Below are 18,585 nucleotides of genomic sequence, written 5' to 3' on the forward strand. Positions count from 1 at the left end.
GGTTTCACTACCACTACATTGAATCCAGCCGATGACGTAACTGGCTACTAAAGGCATCAATTACCGTGACGACTACCAACAGCACTAGCATCATAGTTGTAGCTTTGGTGTACTCAAAACCGTCAATGTAACTTTTTAATTGAAAACCAATACCACCTGCTCCAACTACACCCAATACAGAAGCAGCACGGATATTGTACTCAAACATCCACAAGGTATAACCTAATCCCAGTGGCAGCACTTGAGGCAAAATCCCATATTGGGCAACTTGCAATCTGGATGCTCCCATCACTTGCAAAGACTCCAGAGAACGCTGATCTACCGCTTCAATTGCTTGTTGGTAAAATTTAGCTAGGTAACCGATGGTATAAATTCCCAAAGCTAAAGTTCCCGCAGGTGCGCCTAATCCGGTGGCGGCGACAAAAATTAGCCCCAGAATAATTGATGGTACGGAACGCACTGCGTTTTGCAGCAAATTCGCCAACCATTGCAGCCATAGGGGAGCAAGGTTGTTAGCGCTAGCAATAGCAATAGGCAAAGAAAGAATTGCTCCAATGGTGGTTCCCCACAAAGACATCTGTACAGTTTCAATGAGTGCCTTAATTGCTATATCTAAAACTTTCCAGTCTGGGGGAAATAACCTGGAAACAAAATCGATAATGTAGGGAAAGCTCGTCTGAAGCAGTTCAAAGTCAACTTTTAGACCTCGCACAGCCCAACCATAAACTAAAACCAAAACTAACAGGATGAGTAAGGGACTCACCCAAGGGTAGCGGCGTATGAGTTTTGAATTTGATAAGTAACTCATTATTTATAGGGAATCAGGAGGCACAGAGAAATCTAAAGGGAGGCTTCCTCGGATTAGAACTTCGGAGAACCCGGAACTGGGTGAGTCACTGCGCTTCAAAACTGGAGAAAATTGAGCTTGCAAGTTTTCACAAACTCCGTCATAAACAATACGTCCGGCATCTAAGACGATCGCACGCTGGGCATATTCTGCTGCTATTCCCAAATCGTGCAACACTGCCACAATAGTCATGCCTTGCTGAGTGTGCAGTTGGGATAATGTCTGCATCACTTGTTGAGATGCTATGACATCCAAGCCTGTGATTGGTTCATCCGCTAAGAGAATTTGCGGTGATTGAATTAAAGCACGGGCGATCGCTACTCGTTGTTGTTGTCCGCCGCTAAGTTGACTGGTTTTTTGTTCAGCTAACTCTTTTAAGCCCAACTGCTGCAATAACTCTAATGCCAAAAGGCGATCGCGTTTAGGAAATCCCAATAAGGTTTGCCAAGTTGTCCTAACACCAAGGCGTCCGCACAGCACATTTTCAACTGCTGATAATTGCCGAATCAGTCCGCCACCCTGAAATAACATTCCAATATCACGGCGAATTTGTGGCAATGTTCGGGGAGTAACCCCTACACCATTAATGCAAATTTCTCCTTTGACTATTGGGACTAATCCGACTAGCGATCGTAATAATGTGGACTTACCTGCACCATTGAGTCCGAGCAAAACAACAAACTCGCCTTGCTTTATTTGGCAATTAATCCCGTTGAGGATAGGACGATTCAATGATGCAGTATAAGCCGTCTCTACGTTGTGACATTCAATGACAGGCTCAGTCATAATCTATTGGTCATTTGTCATTGGTCATTCGTCATTTGTCAAGAGTAGAGACGCGATTAATCGCGTCTCTACAAGAGTCAAGAGTCAAGGGTGAATGGCACTAAGAAAAGGTAAAACCTCGTCAGGGCAGGGTGTTGGGGGTAGGGTGTTGGGTGTAGTGTTTAAGACAATTAAATTTTAGTTGCGCGGCAGAGTTCAATATCTTCTTAATTCCCCACACCCGAACCTGCAACCCCACACCCAAAAGCAAGTTTTATCAAGGGCTTGTGCTTAACTTAGTGCCATTCAGTCAAGGGTAAAGAATTTTGAATTTTAAATTTTGAATTAATTTGTCCCCCTGCCCATCTGCTCCCCCTCCTCTTCTACGGTTCAATGCCAGCAAGTTTGAGGGCGTTACGGATTGGTGCTAAGTGACGATCATGATCTACTCTCACCAATTCTGTAGAGTTATATAAGTTACGTAGCAGTTGGTTGTTTTGTGACTGATTTAACTTGAGTAAGGCGTTGATGATTCTTTCGCGTGTTGGTGCTGGAACGTCATCATCAATAGCGATACCGTGGGCAGGTACACCAGTAATTTTGTATAGAACCCGCAATTGGCTCTTTTCTTGTGGGGTAATATACGGAGGGTTGAGAGCGTATTCTGAGACTACTGCTACATCTGCTTGACCGCGAACAACTGCTTGCAAAGCTTTGCTGTAATTGCCACCATAGGCAACTTGACCAAAGAAACGATCTACACGATCGCGGTTTTCGACAAATCCTTGTTTCACCAACTCAGCCACGGGGATAATAAACCCTGAGCCAGATGTGGGTGAAGTAAAAGCCATTCTTTTGCCCCGGAGTTGTTCTAAGGTGGCTTTAGCTGAATTTCTGGTTTTCAGGGGGCTATTGTTGGGAACAACAAATGTTGAACTATACGTATATCTGCCAGAATAGTTGTCACGTACTTCGGCTAAATACAAGCGGGCGTTTGCCAATTGCTCAGCTTTCAAAGCTGGGCGGCTACTTAAGAAAGCGATATCGGCGCGATTCGCTCTCAAGGCTTCTACGGCGGCGGTATCATCGCTTACCTGGGCTTTAACTGGTGTTTTCAGTTCTTGAGACAAGAGTTTAGCAACAGCATTCGCTTTATTTTGCAAGTCTGTAGAATCTGCTCTACTAGGAAAGACTATTGTTATGGGTTTCTGCCCTTGGGCGAGTAAGCGTGGTGTTTGTTGATTTGCAGTGGGGTTGGCGATGGTTGTCTGCATTCCCCCGACTGTGCTTACCACTAAACTTGTAAGCGCTACAACTGCCGCGCCAGCAGCCAACAAGCCCTTTTTCCTCACACTCATTTGCAACTCTCCATTAAGAAGTATTCTCAGTTTTTTTGCAAATTACTTTCAATTGCTCTATAAAAAAGATTTATAGCTTTTAAGAGCAAATGTCAATATGAGTTGTGTAATGACTGGTTAAACAAGCGGTTAATTTAGATGATATAGAGCGATCGCACTGTTATCTTTTTGAGAAGATGATGCGGTTAGTAAGAAGCGATCGCTTTTGCTCAAGTAAAGTTCGGATAAAAATTGCTCTCTGTGTTTGTAGCGCTTACTTTGAGGAATTCTGCACTACTAGAAAGTAAACTTTACTCCATATTTCGTCTTAGCAATTTCAATAGCTTTTTCGATATCGGCAGGATTAGGAGGAGTCAAAAGACTGTGCTGTTCTTCACTCAAAGGTAGGTTGACTGGCTGCCCTACTTCTGCAAAAAACAACTCAGGGCCTGATGGTGTCAGTACACCCAAGACTTTAGCAGGCTTTGAACCGATGTTCTTAAAAGCGTGATTCTGATTTTTGTGAAAGTGAAGGTACATTCCCGGAGTGGCGATGATAGTCTGGTCGTCAAGTTGGTACTCGACCTCACCTTCAAGAATATAATGTGCTTCATCCGCTTGGTAGTGATTGTGGGGTGGTGTAAAGCTTTGCGGTTGCAATACCATCTCGACTAGTCCGTACTTTCCATCTGTATCTTCTGGTGTAGTCAGAATGGTGTAAAAGTCACCCAAAACCAAATATGTAGAACCTTTACTTGGCTGGACTACTGTGGCTGTCATTGTAATCTCCTGATTTTTTTGTTAAATCCTGACATAGATGTACTTTAAAATAACTGATGTTTTCTTCAGGTAGTTTTGAGACAAGTATTATTAATGCAAGCAGGTTGATAGATAGAAGTTGGCTAATTGCAAAATCAAAGGTGATGGCGGTTACTCATTCGAGTCTGAACCTGAATCTTCATTTAAATCTGCTAAATCTTCGCCTTCGAAATTCGCCTGTGTAAGCCTTGGCCATTCAAGATCCGCCCCTCGAAGATCCGCCCCTCGAAGATTCGCCCCTTCAAGATTCGCCCGTAGAAGATTCGCCTCTTCAAGATTCGCCTCTTCAAGATTCGCCCCTTCAAGATTCGCCTCTACAAGAATCGCCCGTAGAAGATTCGCCCCTCGAAGATTCGCCCCTTCAAGATTCGCCCGTAGAAGATTCGCCTCTACAAGATTCGCCCGTAGAAGATTCGCCTCTACAAGATTGGCCTGTAGAAGATTCGCCTCTACAAGATTGGCCCATTCAAGATTGGCCTGTACAAGATTCGCCCCTACAAGAAACGCCCTTGCAAGAAATGCCCCTGCAAGATTCGCCTCTACAAGATTGCCCTGTACAAGATTCGCCTTATACAAGTCTTTAAAAACTAAAACGCAATCTCGCAAATCCAAAAAACTTAGACAATTCAAGCAAAACACATCAGTATCAGTATCACCTCTCTGCCCTTGCAAGCGGGAAATCCAAGAGCCAAAAGCTTCAGGAGAAGGCCATTTAATCTTGGAAACATTTCGTGTCACTCTAGCGCAGGCATTTAAGACAGCCAATAACGCTTCTTCTGCATTACGTGCTTGTTGGTTGGCTTGATGAAAAGATTTGATATCAGTCAAAAGTTCCATTGGCATTCCATTATGCAGCATAAAACTAATCAGGTCACACAATATCTGCTGCCATTCACTAACATCAGCCCTCTCCTGCTTTAAACGGATTTCATCTACAACGAACTTAAACAGATATTTATCCATAGCGGTTGAACCGCATAGTTTAGCCCAGTCTTTTAAGGCTTCTTTTTCATCCCACTTTATGTATTTATTATTTTTACTAAATTCTTTGATTTCCTGAAAACGTTCTATTTCCTTTACTATGCGCCTTGCTGTTAGATATTCGCCAAAGCTTTTGTGAGTGAATTCAAACGTTTCTTCGTTTTGTTTATAGCCGCTTTTTCGGAAATAAAAGGCAGTCAAAAGACGAGTAACACCTGCTTTAGCATCTTGTTCTTTAAAAATAGCTAGAACACGTCTGAGGATATCTGGTTCACAATTAGTTTCAATTTCTTTAACTGTTGTTGTTCTTCCATCTCCGCCATGCCAAGCAGCAACAGCAATTCCTTCTAATATTCCAATAAAGTCTTCTTTCTCAACTCCTTTTAAATGGGGATTTTTTATATCTTGATTGTCCTCAGCCCAAACCCGCTTATAAACTCGTGTTAACAAGTCTGCATAAATTTCATTGAGATTACTATCCTCAGAAAACACCAGTTCACCCTGTTCATAACTCAAAGCAACTAAGTAATTGAGCAATGGTTGAGAAGTGATTTCTCTCAAATGACCTTGGTCTAAATTTTCTGGTAAACCTGGATATTCATGACCACTAACTGCACCATAAGACTTCCACCAACGTTGTCGCTGGTCTTCGTCTAATAAGTTATTATCATCACTATAATTATTTCTTTCATTCTCATCTACAAAATAAGGTAGAATATGCAAGATTTGCTTTGGTTGGCGAAACTCGCTGCTATTGTTTTGTACGACTAATTCTCGACCACTGATTAAGACTTGTAAATGAGTCTGAGAATAATTAGCACTACTGACTTGCTGTATAACTTCATTAATAAATTTTTGGGCAACATCCTCAGCAATTTTGCCTTGCATTGCCAACTCATCTAAGCCATCAAAAATAATTAATAGTCTGGACATATAATTATCTAGCTCTAAAGGATTAGGTGGCAGAGGAATATCACGCATTGATTTGATAAACTTGCCTATTTCATTAACTAAGTCACCCTCTGGATTAAAAAGGTGTAGAGGAATAAATAAAACTGGAATTTTTACTTTGTCTATCTGCTTGGTTGTAAAGATTACTGCCTGTTTAGCTGTAAAAATTTTAGCAAAAGAAGATTTCCCGCTTCCTGGCCCTCCACTAATTACCCGAATGGCATCAGCCTTGTCAGCTTTATCTAACCAAGTTTGCAGTTCTGTTTCTAAATCAACAACAACCCGCTGAATCTCCTTCTCTCTTTCTTCATCTTTGCGCTCTTCGTAATAAGCACGCAGCGGCACATAAACATCCTTCAAGGTAAAAGCTTCAGAAAAGACTCTTTGGTTAATCTGGTTTTGCAGCCACACGGAATAACGTTGCCATGACAGTTCTCTTTTAGCGTTTCTTTCAACAGCTTTAATAAAAGGAGTGTCTAATTCTGATTGCAAGCGGGCATATTTATCAGAATGTTCTGCCCACTCTATATGTAGCGCATTAACAAACTCATCAGGAAGGCGATCGCTAATTGCTTTTGCTTGTGCTTTATTTAAATTAATATCTTCCAACCACTCAGCAAAAGGTTTTTTGATTGTTTCAACAATTGCTAAGTCTTTGGGATGCTCGAAAAAGTCTTGGTAAATAGTTATTTGTTCTTCTTCGAGTTTTTCTAATGACTGGTTGAGGCGATGTTTAGAAATTACTTGAAGGTCATCTGTGTTTACTTCTTTACTTCTGTTGGCTTCCCGCACTAAATCTTGATTGTCTTCTACCAAGCTCAACATTGCTTGTGTAAGAGAATGAAAAATTAGTATCCAAGCAAGTTCTCCTGGTTCTTTTGCTAGCCCTATTGCTGCTCCAATATCTACAATATTTTCTGGCACGTTGCCTAAATTACCAGTAGCTGCATTTGCCACAGCTTTTGTTATTCCTGTAAAGACACTCCGCGCATCGATATTTAGTTTTTTGTTTAAAATTGCAACTGGCTCAGTGATCAAAATTCCAGGTCTGTTGCTCATGGGTATTGGGTTGCGCTGCTAGAAGTGCTTAACGAGTTTATTTAAACAACGCTGAACACGATTTTTTCGGAAAGATACCAGTAAATTTAATAGTTTTTAAAGAATAAAATTGCGGTTGACCTTCAGAAGCTCGATAATGACCTTCGGAGGTTCGATGTTGACCTTTGGAGGTTCGATGTTGACCTTTGGAAGCTCGATGTTGACCTTTGGAGGCTCGATGTTGACCTTCTGAGGCTCAATGATGACGTTCGGAAGCTCGACGATGACCTTCTGAGGCTCAATGATGACGTTCGGAAGCTCGACGATGACCTTCTGAGGCTCAATGATGACGTTCGGAAGCTCGATGTTGACCTTCTGAGGCTCAATGATGCCTTGGCGATTGTAAATCGCGGCTACACAAACAAAATCAGCGCAGACAGGTTTCAAAAATCTTCAGATTTATAGCGTTCTCGTTTAAATAGAATACACTCTGACCTCTCTCCAAACCTCTCTCCTACAAGGAGAGAGGCTTTGAGGCTTACTCCCCTTCCCTTGTAGGGAAGGGGCTGGGGGTTAGGTCTGTATTAAACTCAACTGCAAAGCACTACAAAATGCAGCCCTAATGCACCGAAGATCATTGATGGTGCGTTGCGCTGCGCGACAACACACCCTACGGGTTTGTAAGCTGCTATAAAACGCAAAAGGGGCGTACAGCTGTACGCCCCTACCAAAAAATGTATATTTCACCCTATTGATAACTGCTATAATTACCTATCTACAGCTTTAGCTGGCTACGCTTTCGGGTTGCTTTTTCTTAGAACGGCGGTAAAACCTGCGTCCCATCTCATCAATCACTCCATCTAAACCTGCAACATCACCGCAAGCTTTGGCATAGTTGTAAACTGACAATGCTGCTGCATACGCCTCGCTGCCAGTGGCTATATAAGTATCATCCACTAATTCTTGCAGTTGCGTTAAAGATAGCAGCACTGGATACAACGCCTCATACAGCGACAAATCCTGCCGCATCTCTTCGACATCAAAAGAACGGGGCAGAAAGTTAGGGTTTTGTGTTGCAACTTCCAACGCTTTGCTGACAAATGCACGGCTTTTATCTCCCATCTTGAGCATTGTTCGCCGTTCTTCAGTTGTCAAATCAACCAAAAATGGTAACTTTTCCCGAATAGTAGCGATCGCTTGCATTACCGCTTCCCGATCTGCTTGATTAAAATTAGCACTGATGCGATTATCTGGCATTTTTAATACTCCTTTAGGATACTTGAGTTCAGTATTCCCAAAGTTATCAGCGCGATCGCTAGGTAAATTCCTCATAATTATTTGTCTTTTTGCTCCTACCTCCTTGACTCACTCAATCTCACTTTCACAAAAAGCTTTTAGCAAGTTTAAACAGTTAGCGATCGCTCCTAAATGAGCAATTTCATAGCCATGTGTGTTTTGTGTGGGAAATGCTAGACAAGCAGCACGGGCAACATGACCAAATTTCATGGCGATTGAGGCATCGCTACCAAATCCGCTCAGTGTTGTTAGCTGCAATGGCATATCTAGTTGCTTGGCACTATGGCGCAGTTGCCTATTTAACGCGCCAGACTTCTACACCAAAAGCGGCAAATCGCTGCATCAACAACTGATTAATCTCGGCTTCTGCACCACTGGGAGAGTGGTGCATGACCAATTCTTCAATAATTTTAAATAAGCGATCGTAATCCCACATCAATGAGTTGGTTTAGTTTTCAACTTTTGTATGAGACAATTGTGCGTCAAAAACCCAACTTGTTGTCGTAATTGCCGGCTTTTTGCGTTGCCGCTTGAGTACTCCAGCTACACCCAAACCACTAAGTGCTAACACAGTTCCCCACTCTATAGAAGGTTCGGGAACAGACTTAGCTTCAATCGCCGCTAATGCAGTATCTGCTACTAACTTATGAATGCCTGTTGTTGGATGTACAGCGTCAAAGAACACATAATCGTTTGGTTGAGAGCATACACTTATAACTGTTTGTAAATCACCGATGACGCAAGGATCAGTGCCATTTTTAAAACCAAATTGTCCTGGATTTTTTTCGATTTGATTAAATGGGGTAAACACATCAACAGAGACAAGATTAAGGTCAGGACTGTTGGTATACTTGCTCAGTTCCTCTGCTAATTTACTGTTATGATCATTTGTCAAAGCAGTTAAATTGCTTGATTGTCCTGCTGCAACTGCAAGTGGAGTCTTGCCCAAATCAGGCAAGTTAAATACCAAAATATTTTTAGCGCCAGATGCGGCAAGCAACCCTACTGCATTTGATAAATTCTGGACTGTTTGAGCAGTATCAGGAGTTTGACCAAATAAGTAATCATTTGCACCACCCCACACAGAATATAGAGCATTCGGGTCAAGCTTTTGATTAGCTTGTAAGACAGGTTGCGTCAATAAGCCGACTTGCTGTAATATTCCTGGCAAAGCTGGGTTGGGAATAACAGCATTACCTTGACCGGAATTAGCACCGCCGAAGGCATAGTTAACACCTTGGTTAGGGATAGTAGTAGTTGCAGTCAGATATGGAGTAGGCTTTAAACCTAGCTGATCTCCCAAGTAGTCAACCCATACTTTATCATTGGAAAAACGCCCTTGAGAATAGGGCGGGTCTTGGGGTATGGCTGTTGTTGGTGCGATCGCACCGCCAGTAGCAGCGAACACATTACCAGTATCAGAAAGGCTGTCACCAAATACATAAAACTTGCTGAAATTCGCAGCAGTTGCTTTCGCTGGCAACATGAAGGAGAAAAGTATAAATCCTGCCGCTACAACTTTTTTTTTCATGCTGATTTTTTCTTAAGTTCTTAATGTTGCGTATCAAGCTTGACAAATAATCAAGGAGAATAAATCAACACCCTGTCTGTATAGATAGCTATTGAAAAACTAAGCAGGCTTAATGTGCCTAATTTGCGTAATTATGATTATCTTAGCAGCAAAAAATAATTAGTAAACCTATCAGAAAAATTACGGTCAATTTTTATAGTGGTTTGATTACTATCATTTAAAGAGTAAGCAAAAATGATGTTTTTAATAAACTCCCTAGATTGCACTCATAACGAATTATTAAAATTTCTCTTCCTATGCCCCATGCCCTATTATCAAGAGATTGGGTGTAGAGACGCAACTATAATTGCCTCTCTACACTGTTCTGATATGAGTTCTATTCAGCGTTGATAAATTCTAAATACCCATTACTGAGTTCTTTGACTGCCAAATCATAAAACTGCTTACCATGTTCTGGCGTTGCTAAACCAGGATTTGATCCCATACGTCCATCGGGGTAGCGAAATCGAAAGTCAGTTGCACCATAAATCCTGTGTCCACTTGCAACTTCTGGTGAGAGGGGTGCTTGCTTAATCGCCTCTGGATAAATGTACTGCGTGAGAGCTACTTCACTTGGGGTTGCATGAGAACCTTCTTGGTTACCGTATAATTCTTTAGCTAGCTTGTAAACAGAACTACACATAAACCAGTTAGCTACTTGACATTGCACTCGTTGTGCATCGGGAATCTGCAAATCTTCTAAGTGAGCATAAGTTTCGGAGAAAGCTGCTTTCAGGGTGGCGATGTTACCGCCGTGTCCATTGATAAAGTAAAACTTGGTAAAACCAGCTTTGGCTAAACAAGTTACATAGTCTTGCACTAGTTGAATCAAAGTGCTGGGACGCAGACTGATTGTGCCAGGAAAAGCGGTGTGATGTAGTGCCATGCCAACATTGATTGTAGGGCCAACGATCGCTTGAGTTGCATCACCAACACCACGAGCGATCGCTTCTGCACAAATTGCATCAGTGCCAATTAATCCCGTTGGCCCATGTTGTTCTGTGGAACCAATAGGAAAAATAATACCCCCAGACTGTTGTAGATAAGCTTCAACTTCCTGCCAAGTACTTAAATGCAATAACATTTTTTATGAACATCCTCAATAAAAGTGCAGTGGGAATAAATCTGGTTGTGCTAAACAACATCTTTTCTAATTAATGTCCCACTAACACGATTATGAACTTCCTAACTTGGAAGCAATTTTAATGAAATGAAACTATTTATTTTTATCAATATTGTCTGATACTAAATTAAGATAGATAGTAGTGTTCACTCGTTTGGCTTAACGTAGTGGAAAGCGCTTATATCAGGTCTCTCTAAAGTGTGTTTTAATTACGAATTACATTAGCGTAGCGCGGCGGAGCATCGTTACTAATTAATTTGAGGTATGGAGTTGCAACGAGTTTTGACAGATTATAAGTATAAACGATTCACTGAATTCTGCCATTTCACTCTACGACACCCGTTGCGTAACTCCATATAATAAAAATCTGAGTTGAGTTCTGAGATGTTTGCGTTTGGGAAAGCAAAGAAGACAAAGATGATTTTTTCCCAGTATGTCTTTAGTCTTAATTAATCAAAGCAATAATGTTTTTTCACATCGCTTGTTATTTCCCATATACAGGACATCCCAGCGGGAAAAGTCACTCTTCTCGCTTTTACCCATTTGCACTGGCTGTCCACCATCAGGAATCACAATTACATAACCTTCCAGAAAATAGCACGTTTATTGATAAATTATAAGTCTAAAGGAATTTTGAGACTTATTTTTTCCAAATTACCCATTCAGACACATCTAACTGATTTAAAATGTTCTTGATTGGGTTGATGGTCAATCTTTGATTTCCATGCCAAGTTTATTCTATTTGTTTTCAACAGTAGGACTGAATATCTTCTCCACACTGATCTACTAAATAACACAAAGCACGAAAACGCAAGCCTACGAGTTGATCGTAAAGCGGATTGAGTTTGCACATCGGAGGAATGTGGCCTATTTTGCGACCAAATAGCATGATATCACGCTCAAATGGACATTGTGCGGGAACTAGTTTGGCAATAAATTTAGCTAATTTAGGGTTCTGTATTTCAAGTTCATCAAGCCATTTGCGTAATGGTTGCAGAAAATCTGATTTAGGTTGAAAAAATTTGTTTTTACCACCTACTTGATTGATTATTTCTACCGGGTTAATAAAAGCAGGCAGAACAATAGGCCGATTATTTGTTTTGAGCATGGTCGTAAGCAAGGTTTTCCCTAGATTAATGAACTATTAGCCGATTTGGAATGTTACTATGCAATCTTTATCAGCAGTTGATTTGTGCTTGTCAAAAGAAGTTAAACAAGCCCAAAACAGCAAATTTACATGGAATTTCGGGGACAAATGGTTTAACTAATTGTTATTTAAACCCACCAAACCGTGAAGAACTGTCCCACTAAATACAAAATAACAAAGAAAATATAAAAATTGTATTTCTTTAACTTATTGATTATATAAATTGGGGATCATAATCTGACAGATTAAATTTAATTTATTAGTTCTTAAACTACCCAGTGCCTTGAAGGTGACTACTAAATTTTAAACAGACCTGTAACTCTTGTATTTCATACATTTTTCTCTTGCAAACCAATCAAAAAAGATTTTATAATATGGTAATTACTCCCTAAAGCAAGATATATGCTACATTTGTTGTGCTAGTTATTACTTACAAAGTTCCTGAATTTCCTTTGATAAGTACAAGCTAATATACTTGTTTTGCCAGTAACTAAAATTAAGGGAAATCTTGGCTACCTAAAATATGAGGCAAATACTGCTTTTGCGCCTAAAGAATACCAAAAAGCTAGAGTATTTGTCTACTTATATCTATTGACAAAATTACTGGCATATGTGCTTTTAAAAAACACTGATTTCTAGTCAAATATTTAAGAAATAATTTCCGGAGAGCTATGTTTAGCCACAAGCCGTTCTGTCGCGAGCGTATGCTTCGTTATCTTCGCAACCTCTTCTGTCGGAGGCACGTGTCTACGCAGCTTCTGAAACTACACCGTACATATTATTGAACAGCACCAGCATTTACACCAAGTGATGTTTGACGGCAAGCTACTTTGGATCTACGCAACCTTAGTGCTGCCAGCTTATTTTAAAACAAGTTCAGCTATGTCTAACTTTTTGCTAGTTGCAAGTTTTCAAAAGATAATTAGATAACTCACAAAATCCTTCTCCTTCGGCAGATATGGTGATATAAGCAGGCTGATGTTGCAACTGATTCACATATTCCAGCACATTCGCTACACCCACCGATATAGGAAAATAACGCTGGTCAAATAAACTTTCGTCATTGGGACTATCGCCAACGGTAACAACTTGTTCTGGTGAGTACTGGGGCAAGTATTCGCGCAATACCTGCAATAATCCCACAGCTTTATCTTGCCCTTGGGGTTTAATATGACACTGCACGTTACTGTACGTGAATCCCCAACCCATTTGCTGGGTCAGATTGCCTAAAGTTTGTAGCTCATCTGGACTCAAAGAGTCTACATCAAAAGTCCAGTCAGTTATCCGAAAGCGATTATCGGCAGATTCCTGAATTTGAGGAAATTTGAGTTGTAATTGTCTAAAAGCTGTAGCTAAATGCTGGCGATGCTCAGTTAAATCGAGAATAGGCGTTAAAGCTACTGGTTTTTGATTTCCGGATGGGAAGAACAAACCACCGTTTTCTGCCATAGCGCCACTGATGGGCATCAAGCTACTCAGTCCACTTACCCAGCCACCTGAACGCCCGGTAACAATCATTACTTGGATACCAACTGCGGCTAAATCCTCTAAGGCTTGCAACAGTTCAGCGGTAAATTTTCCTTGCCTAGTTAGGGTACCATCCATATCTGTGGCTATGAGACGAATATTACCCAGACAAGTAGATGAAATCTCAGATAGCGGCCTTAGATTGATGGAATCCCCAGAAGAGACATTCAGATGTCTGGACATATAGAATTTAGGAAAAGCTATGAAAAGAGTCAGAATCCAGAATACAGGAGCAGGCAGTGCAGTAGTTAGCTTTCTCGTCTGGCGACCAGTTATATACAGTTCTCTTGATTCTTGACTACTGGCTCCTGAGTCCTTGTTCGTAAAAAATATTAACGGTACAGCAAGATGGCATTCAATATTTGGGCATCCTAAAAATCAAGAGTCAAGTTTTTCAGTTTATCAACCATGCCCACTTCGATGTTTCTTGCCCAATCCTCAGGGTCAAAGCCTAAAAAAGCATCCCAGGAAGTGCTAGCAAGTAATCCTCAAATACCACCATTCTTGGTGTTAACTTCTGGAGGACTGGCTTTAGCGGTGATTGCTTTGATTATATATGGCAAACTCCAAATGAATAAGTTGGAGAAAAAGCTCAAATTTGAACAATTCCGTGCGCGAGAACTAGAGAAAAAGTTTAAGCTGGCGCTGGAAACAATTCGCAAAATGGAAACTAATCCCGATTTGGTTAATTCACGGGACTTTAACCTAGATTATTTGAGAATGCGGATGTCAGAGGAGGTATTCCATTTTGCGATTCTTAATCAAGTTAAAATCAAGGTTAAAGATAAAATTTCTCAAGCCTTGCGTCCAAATCAAGCCCAACAAGGAACATTAGGAATTGCTAATAGTGCCGGACGGCAGGTGGATGAAATTTTTGATGTAGAGTATGAAACTGTCAATTTACCAAACTCTGCTAAGCGAGTCCTGTTTCGTATTCAAATCCGGTTAATGAAGTTGCCTACACAAGCTACTTCTGCAACTATTAGTCAAATTATTGACTGTATCGAAACTTATCTTAGTCCAATGGAAGACGAAGATACTTGGCAGCCAACAATTCAAGGCCGGATTGCCCATATGCATTGGGATCAAAAAGCTAAACCTACGCCGCTGCTGGTACTGGAGCAATCGAATGAGGGTGTAAACGTGACTTTTCGCACTAGTCGCCAAGCAAGTGTCTCGACGCAGCAAAAGTAAGCTGGAATTCACTAATCACGTTTTCTTTCAGGGTGTAAATCTATTCAATCTATTCATTATTGTCATTAGTCATTAGTTATTAGTCCTCTGTCCTTTGTAAATACTAATGATCAATGACAAATAGAGAGGTCTGAGTATCGGCTTGTTCCGTTTGCGTAGTGTTTCCTTTAAAAGAAAAAAGTTAGCTCGTTGCAAAGCCAGGCGCAGAAATTATTTTATCGCAGACCAAGGCGGGCGCGGGAACGACCTTTAGAAGTAAATAGGCAATTAAATGTTTAACGACTTAGTTATGAGTTGTGATTTTTGACGCTGGGATCATAACTGGTAACTGCACTTTGAGAATGACGGGCTAAAAGACCATCTTCCATTTCTACTATGCGATCTGCTATGTCCAAAATGCGGTTGTCGTGGGTCACTAACAAGATAGTAGTTCCCTGGTCTTTGGCGAGACTCTGCATTATTTCCACGACATCGCGACCTGATTGTTTGTCTAAAGCTGCTGTTGGTTCGTCTGCTAGTACTAATGGAGGACGATTTACTAGGGCGCGGGCGATCGCTACTCTTTGTTTTTGCCCACCAGAAAGGTTATCTGGATAATAATTCATTCGTTCTTCTAAACCAACAGCCCCCAGCATAACTTCTGATTTGGACACTGCTTCTGTTTGATAAATCCTATCATTTAATTCCACTGCCATTTGCACATTTTGCCTAGCAGTCAGGAACCCTAGCAAATTGTGAGCTTGGAAAATATAGCCTATTTTACGTCGCATTTGTACCAGCTTATTTTGGCTGACACCAGATAGTTCTTCACCTAAAAACTTCAAACTTCCTTCTTGCACAGATCGCAGCCCACCAATCAAGCTCAGTAATGTAGTTTTACCTGACCCTGATGGCCCAGTCATTATTATAATTTCTCCAGAATAAATTTCTAGATTTATATCAAATAAAATTTGTTTTCTCAGAGCGCCTTTACCATAGTAGTGATTAAGATTTTTAATAGCAATAACAGGTTCTTTTTTCATCATAATTCTAGTGTATAGGAGCTATTATCTCCAACAAATAAAGTGATTAAATATCAAAGCTAATAATTTATTTTAAAATAAATTATATATTTTTCTGTATCAATTCATCATAAATACTCTTTTCTTAGGTTAAATATTTACTTAATTAAACCGTTATATTAAAAAATATCTGCTGGATCTGCGGAACGTAATTTACGTACAGCAATAGCACCAGAAATAAAACACATTATAATCGTTAAAATTAATACCATTACTGCACGGTCAAAGCTCATAAAAACTGGTAGAAGTGTTGCTTCTCTGGCTCTTTGATACATAAACATAGAAAAAGCAAATCCAGGAAGATATCCTAAAATTGCTAAAAATAAAGCCTCCTGTAAAATTACAATTAACAAATAATTTTGTGTATAGCCTATTGCCTTGAGAGTGGCATACTCAGCTAAGTGATCTGTTACTTCTGTATAAAGTATTTGATAAACAATTACAGTTCCAACAATGAAACCCATAATTGTCCCTAAAGTAAAAATAAATCCAATAGCTGTACCACTTGCCCAATAATTACGCTCATAATCAATAAATTCTTGTTTTGTTAAAACATTAATATCTTTAGGTAAATAATTACGTAATTCTTGAGAAACATCTGTAGAGTTTGCTCCTGGTTTTAATCTAATCAGCCCAATATCAATTAATCCTCGCTGGCGATTATTGAATATCCGTAAAAAGTTAACATCACTAGTAATCAAATTACCATCTGCTCCAAATGATGCACCTAATGTAAATAGTCCTCCTACTTTAATTCGTCTCCTTCGCACTTCTGCTGTGACAATCTTGCCTTGTCCAAAATTAGCCGCAATTGGCCCATACTCAACCCTAGACGAACGGTCGAATAAAACTACATCAGGCTGTTTAACTTTATCTAGATTCTCTTGAACTCCAGACAAATTCAATATGTTAGCCTCTGGATTAAATCCAAAGATCAGCAAATTACGAGGAATACCTGTAACAGGGTTTTTCCAGCTTGTATAATCCAAATATATAGGATGTACTGATTGTACTGCTGGTAAATCTAAAGCTTTATACAAGCGCCGTTGAGAAAAGGCTTTCATTGCTAGTAAAGCAGTAGATTGACTACTAATTAAAACAATATCGCCTTGCAAGCTTGTATGGAATCTAACGTTACTATAATACAGAGCATCTCGGAAACCTAGTTGCATAAACATCAAAATGTCGGCAAAAGCAATTCCTGCCAGGGCAACTGCTAGGCGCGTTTTTTCTCTTGTCAATTGTAGCCATGACAGAGGTATTTTTTGGTTCATTCTCTGGGCATCCAAGCAGTTAGTAGTTAATCTATAAAAAAGTAATTAGATATTAATTTCAACAACGACCTTAGCGTAGGTCAAACCAGAAACTCGCTGGCTATCTTCTGGAGACAAAGCAATTTTTACTTCTACAACTCTGGCATCTACATCTGCTGCTGGATCTGTATTTAAGACATCTTTTTTGCCGATTTTCCTACCAATCTCTGTGACAGTTCCCTTTAATTCCCCACCAAACGCTCCATTATCGCTGCTAATAGTTGCGTTTTGACCGATGCGTACTTTACCAATACTGTCTTCAGTAACTTCAGCAACCACAAACATCTGATTAGTCTGTCCAATCTCAGCTATGCCATCTGCGCCTATAGCTTCGCCTGACTTGGTATGAACTTTTAAAATTTCTCCAGCGATTGGTGCTTGAACATAGCTCAACTTCAGTTCTGCTTCGGCTTTTCTGACATTTGCGATCGCATTACTAACTTGAGCTTGTGCTACTTGCATATCAGTCGGACTAACTTCTAGCAGTCTGCTGAGTTTGGCTCTTTCTTCATCTATTTGTCTTTGCAAAGTTGCTACAGTTTTGTCACGGTTAACTTTGGCTTCAATCAGCTGCTGTTGCAAGGTTGCTAAATTTTGTACTTGGCTAGCTCTAGCTTCGGCAATTTGCTGTCGCAGGGTTGCGATTGTTTGCCTCAGAGTCGCTTGACTTTCGGCAACTTGCTGATTAGCAGTGATTGCACTTAGGCGTCTTCTATCCCGTTCTTGCTGGGAAATAGCACCTTCTTTGTATAAAAAATCATAGCGACCAGCATCGACTTGAGCATTACGTTGCTCAGCTTGGATACGTGCAAGGGTTGCTCTTAAAGTATCTCTTTGTCCACTCAGTTGAGCTTCCAGACGATTCACTGTAGCTTGTTGGACAAGTTTGTCTCCACTTAACTGTGCAGCAATCCGGGCAATGGTGGCTTGCTGACCTTCTCTTTCGCCAAACAACTGCGCTTGTAGGCGAGCAATAACTGCTCTTTGAGCTTGAATGTCTCTTGGTGAGCCAGCTCTGACTTGTGCTAAATTCGCGCGAGCCTCTTGTACTTTGCTTTTTGCCTCTTCGACTGAGGCTACTTGAGTGTCGCGGTTGTCCAAAATCGCAATCACTTGGCCTTGCCGAACGCGCTCTCCCTCTCTGACGAATAACTGCTGAATTCGTGACGATATACTGCTTCCAGAGGTTGGGGCAGACAGTTTAACGACTTCTCCTCGCGGTTCCAAACGTCCCACAGCACTAATGGTGTTGGCAACTGGCGCTGTGGGTACAGGCGTAGTTAGTTTTTTTAGCTGCTCGATTTTAGCTGTACCTAGTACCCCAGCAGCGATTACTAGTGGCACAGCTACAGCGATGCCCCACAAAATTTTAGGTTGTTCACGATTAAGTGGCTGCTCGCTTGGCTTTGGCTTCTCAGTCACCCTTGACATAGTATCTTTGCCCGTTTATCTGAATTGTGCTGATGCAAGTAAAATAAAAAAAAGTGAGTTAGGTGCAGTTAAATTAGCCAAAAAAGATTTTTAGTAAACAGCCAACTGTGTATAGGACAAACAACAGTGATTTAAAGTTAGGCATCACTTAAAATCTCCTGTTTGATAAAGACTCAACACTATGT

General features: G+C 40.6%; 16 protein-coding genes and 2 pseudogenes. 1 reads left to right on the plus strand and 17 read right to left on the minus strand.

Annotated elements, in window-relative coordinates; genetic code table 11:
- Positions 1–13 precede the first annotated feature (13 nt).
- The 14 genes and pseudogenes from phnE to WKK05_RS29315 form a co-directional block, all read right to left on the minus strand.
- Entirely contained in the window at positions 14–808 is a 795-nt protein-coding gene (gene phnE, locus WKK05_RS29250) for a phosphonate ABC transporter, permease protein PhnE (RefSeq protein WP_341526520.1), read from the minus strand.
- A gap of 3 nt (positions 809–811) precedes the next feature.
- Positions 812–1,633 (minus strand): phosphonate ABC transporter ATP-binding protein, encoded by an 822-nt coding sequence (locus tag WKK05_RS29255; RefSeq protein WP_341526521.1) that lies wholly within the window; start codon positions 1,631–1,633, stop codon positions 812–814.
- A gap of 362 nt (positions 1,634–1,995) precedes the next feature.
- Positions 1,996–2,970 (minus strand): phosphate/phosphite/phosphonate ABC transporter substrate-binding protein, encoded by a 975-nt coding sequence (locus WKK05_RS29260; RefSeq protein ID WP_341526522.1) that lies wholly within the window; start codon positions 2,968–2,970, stop codon positions 1,996–1,998.
- Positions 2,971–3,246: 276 nt separating this feature from the next.
- A complete protein-coding gene (locus tag WKK05_RS29265) occupies positions 3,247–3,729 on the minus strand; it encodes a cupin domain-containing protein (protein ID WP_341526523.1) in 483 nt (160 codons plus the stop codon).
- A 150-nt stretch (positions 3,730–3,879) separates the two neighbouring features.
- Positions 3,880–6,759, minus strand: a complete 2,880-nt coding sequence (locus WKK05_RS29270) for a pentapeptide repeat-containing protein (RefSeq protein ID WP_341526524.1) — start codon at positions 6,757–6,759, stop codon at positions 3,880–3,882.
- 96 nt (positions 6,760–6,855) lie between these two features.
- Entirely contained in the window at positions 6,856–7,185 is a 330-nt protein-coding gene (locus WKK05_RS29275; protein ID WP_341526525.1) for a hypothetical protein, read from the minus strand.
- A 336-nt stretch (positions 7,186–7,521) separates the two neighbouring features.
- Positions 7,522–7,995 carry a hypothetical protein gene (locus WKK05_RS29280; protein ID WP_341531222.1) on the minus strand — a complete coding sequence of 158 codons (474 nt, stop codon included), beginning with the start codon at positions 7,993–7,995 and terminating at the stop codon, positions 7,522–7,524.
- Between the two features lie 108 nt (positions 7,996–8,103).
- Positions 8,104–8,337 (minus strand): annotated as a pseudogene (locus WKK05_RS29285) (M42 family peptidase); the annotation flags it as partial.
- Positions 8,330–8,473 (minus strand): hypothetical protein, encoded by a 144-nt coding sequence (locus WKK05_RS29290; protein ID WP_341526526.1) that lies wholly within the window; start codon positions 8,471–8,473, stop codon positions 8,330–8,332. The pseudogene WKK05_RS29285 and the gene WKK05_RS29290, both read right to left, overlap by 8 nt.
- Before the next feature lie 9 nt (positions 8,474–8,482).
- Entirely contained in the window at positions 8,483–9,565 is a 1,083-nt protein-coding gene (locus WKK05_RS29295; protein WP_341526527.1) for an SGNH/GDSL hydrolase family protein, read from the minus strand.
- A gap of 376 nt (positions 9,566–9,941) precedes the next feature.
- On the minus strand, positions 9,942–10,688 hold the full coding sequence (locus WKK05_RS29300; RefSeq protein ID WP_341526528.1) for a creatininase family protein: 747 nt from the start codon (positions 10,686–10,688) through the stop codon (positions 9,942–9,944).
- Between the two features lie 488 nt (positions 10,689–11,176).
- Positions 11,177–11,458, minus strand: a pseudogene (locus WKK05_RS29305) (cupin domain-containing protein).
- Between the two features lie 17 nt (positions 11,459–11,475).
- Positions 11,476–11,835 carry a Mo-dependent nitrogenase C-terminal domain-containing protein gene (locus tag WKK05_RS29310; RefSeq protein ID WP_341526529.1) on the minus strand — a complete coding sequence of 120 codons (360 nt, stop codon included), beginning with the start codon at positions 11,833–11,835 and terminating at the stop codon, positions 11,476–11,478.
- A 936-nt stretch (positions 11,836–12,771) separates the two neighbouring features.
- A complete protein-coding gene (locus WKK05_RS29315) occupies positions 12,772–13,584 on the minus strand; it encodes an HAD family hydrolase (protein ID WP_341526530.1) in 813 nt (270 codons plus the stop codon).
- A 225-nt stretch (positions 13,585–13,809) separates the two neighbouring features.
- Here WKK05_RS29315 and WKK05_RS29320 point away from each other — a divergent pair, with 225 nt between their 5' ends.
- A complete protein-coding gene (locus tag WKK05_RS29320; protein WP_341526531.1) occupies positions 13,810–14,595 on the plus strand; it encodes a hypothetical protein in 786 nt (261 codons plus the stop codon).
- Between the two features lie 287 nt (positions 14,596–14,882).
- Here the strand turns inward: WKK05_RS29320 and WKK05_RS29325 are convergent, their stop codons facing one another.
- From WKK05_RS29325 to WKK05_RS29335, 3 genes are all read right to left on the minus strand, one after another.
- On the minus strand, positions 14,883–15,617 hold the full coding sequence (locus WKK05_RS29325) for a DevA family ABC transporter ATP-binding protein (protein ID WP_341531223.1): 735 nt from the start codon (positions 15,615–15,617) through the stop codon (positions 14,883–14,885).
- A gap of 158 nt (positions 15,618–15,775) precedes the next feature.
- Positions 15,776–16,930: an ABC transporter permease DevC gene (devC, locus tag WKK05_RS29330; RefSeq protein ID WP_341526532.1), complete on the minus strand. Its 1,155-nt coding sequence runs from the start codon at positions 16,928–16,930 to the stop codon at positions 15,776–15,778.
- A gap of 45 nt (positions 16,931–16,975) precedes the next feature.
- Positions 16,976–18,400, minus strand: a complete 1,425-nt coding sequence (locus WKK05_RS29335; RefSeq protein ID WP_341526533.1) for an HlyD family efflux transporter periplasmic adaptor subunit — start codon at positions 18,398–18,400, stop codon at positions 16,976–16,978.
- Between the last annotated feature and the right edge of the window lie 185 nt (positions 18,401–18,585).

The sequence above is a fragment of the Nostoc sp. UHCC 0302 genome, from assembly GCF_038096175.1.
Lineage (GTDB): Bacteria > Cyanobacteriota > Cyanobacteriia > Cyanobacteriales > Nostocaceae > UHCC-0302.

Excerpts from the sequence above, each read along its gene's own strand:
- phnE (WP_341526520.1), bottom strand. The coding sequence starts at position 808 with ATGAGTTACTTATCAAATTCAAAACTCATACGCCGCTACCCTTGGGTG.
- WKK05_RS29255 (WP_341526521.1), bottom strand. The coding sequence starts at position 1,633 with ATGACTGAGCCTGTCATTGAATGTCACAACGTAGAGACGGCTTATACT.
- WKK05_RS29260 (WP_341526522.1), bottom strand. The coding sequence starts at position 2,970 with ATGAGTGTGAGGAAAAAGGGCTTGTTGGCTGCTGGCGCGGCAGTTGTA.
- WKK05_RS29265 (WP_341526523.1), bottom strand. The coding sequence starts at position 3,729 with ATGACAGCCACAGTAGTCCAGCCAAGTAAAGGTTCTACATATTTGGTT.
- WKK05_RS29270 (WP_341526524.1), bottom strand. The coding sequence starts at position 6,759 with ATGAGCAACAGACCTGGAATTTTGATCACTGAGCCAGTTGCAATTTTA.
- WKK05_RS29280 (WP_341531222.1), bottom strand. The coding sequence starts at position 7,995 with ATGCCAGATAATCGCATCAGTGCTAATTTTAATCAAGCAGATCGGGAA.
- WKK05_RS29295 (WP_341526527.1), bottom strand. The coding sequence starts at position 9,565 with ATGAAAAAAAAAGTTGTAGCGGCAGGATTTATACTTTTCTCCTTCATG.
- WKK05_RS29300 (WP_341526528.1), bottom strand. The coding sequence starts at position 10,688 with ATGTTATTGCATTTAAGTACTTGGCAGGAAGTTGAAGCTTATCTACAA.
- WKK05_RS29310 (WP_341526529.1), bottom strand. The coding sequence starts at position 11,835 with ATGCTCAAAACAAATAATCGGCCTATTGTTCTGCCTGCTTTTATTAAC.
- WKK05_RS29315 (WP_341526530.1), bottom strand. The coding sequence starts at position 13,584 with ATGTCCAGACATCTGAATGTCTCTTCTGGGGATTCCATCAATCTAAGG.
- WKK05_RS29320 (WP_341526531.1), top strand. The coding sequence starts at position 13,810 with ATGCCCACTTCGATGTTTCTTGCCCAATCCTCAGGGTCAAAGCCTAAA.
- WKK05_RS29325 (WP_341531223.1), bottom strand. The coding sequence starts at position 15,617 with ATGAAAAAAGAACCTGTTATTGCTATTAAAAATCTTAATCACTACTAT.
- devC (WP_341526532.1), bottom strand. The coding sequence starts at position 16,930 with ATGAACCAAAAAATACCTCTGTCATGGCTACAATTGACAAGAGAAAAA.
- WKK05_RS29335 (WP_341526533.1), bottom strand. The coding sequence starts at position 18,400 with ATGTCAAGGGTGACTGAGAAGCCAAAGCCAAGCGAGCAGCCACTTAAT.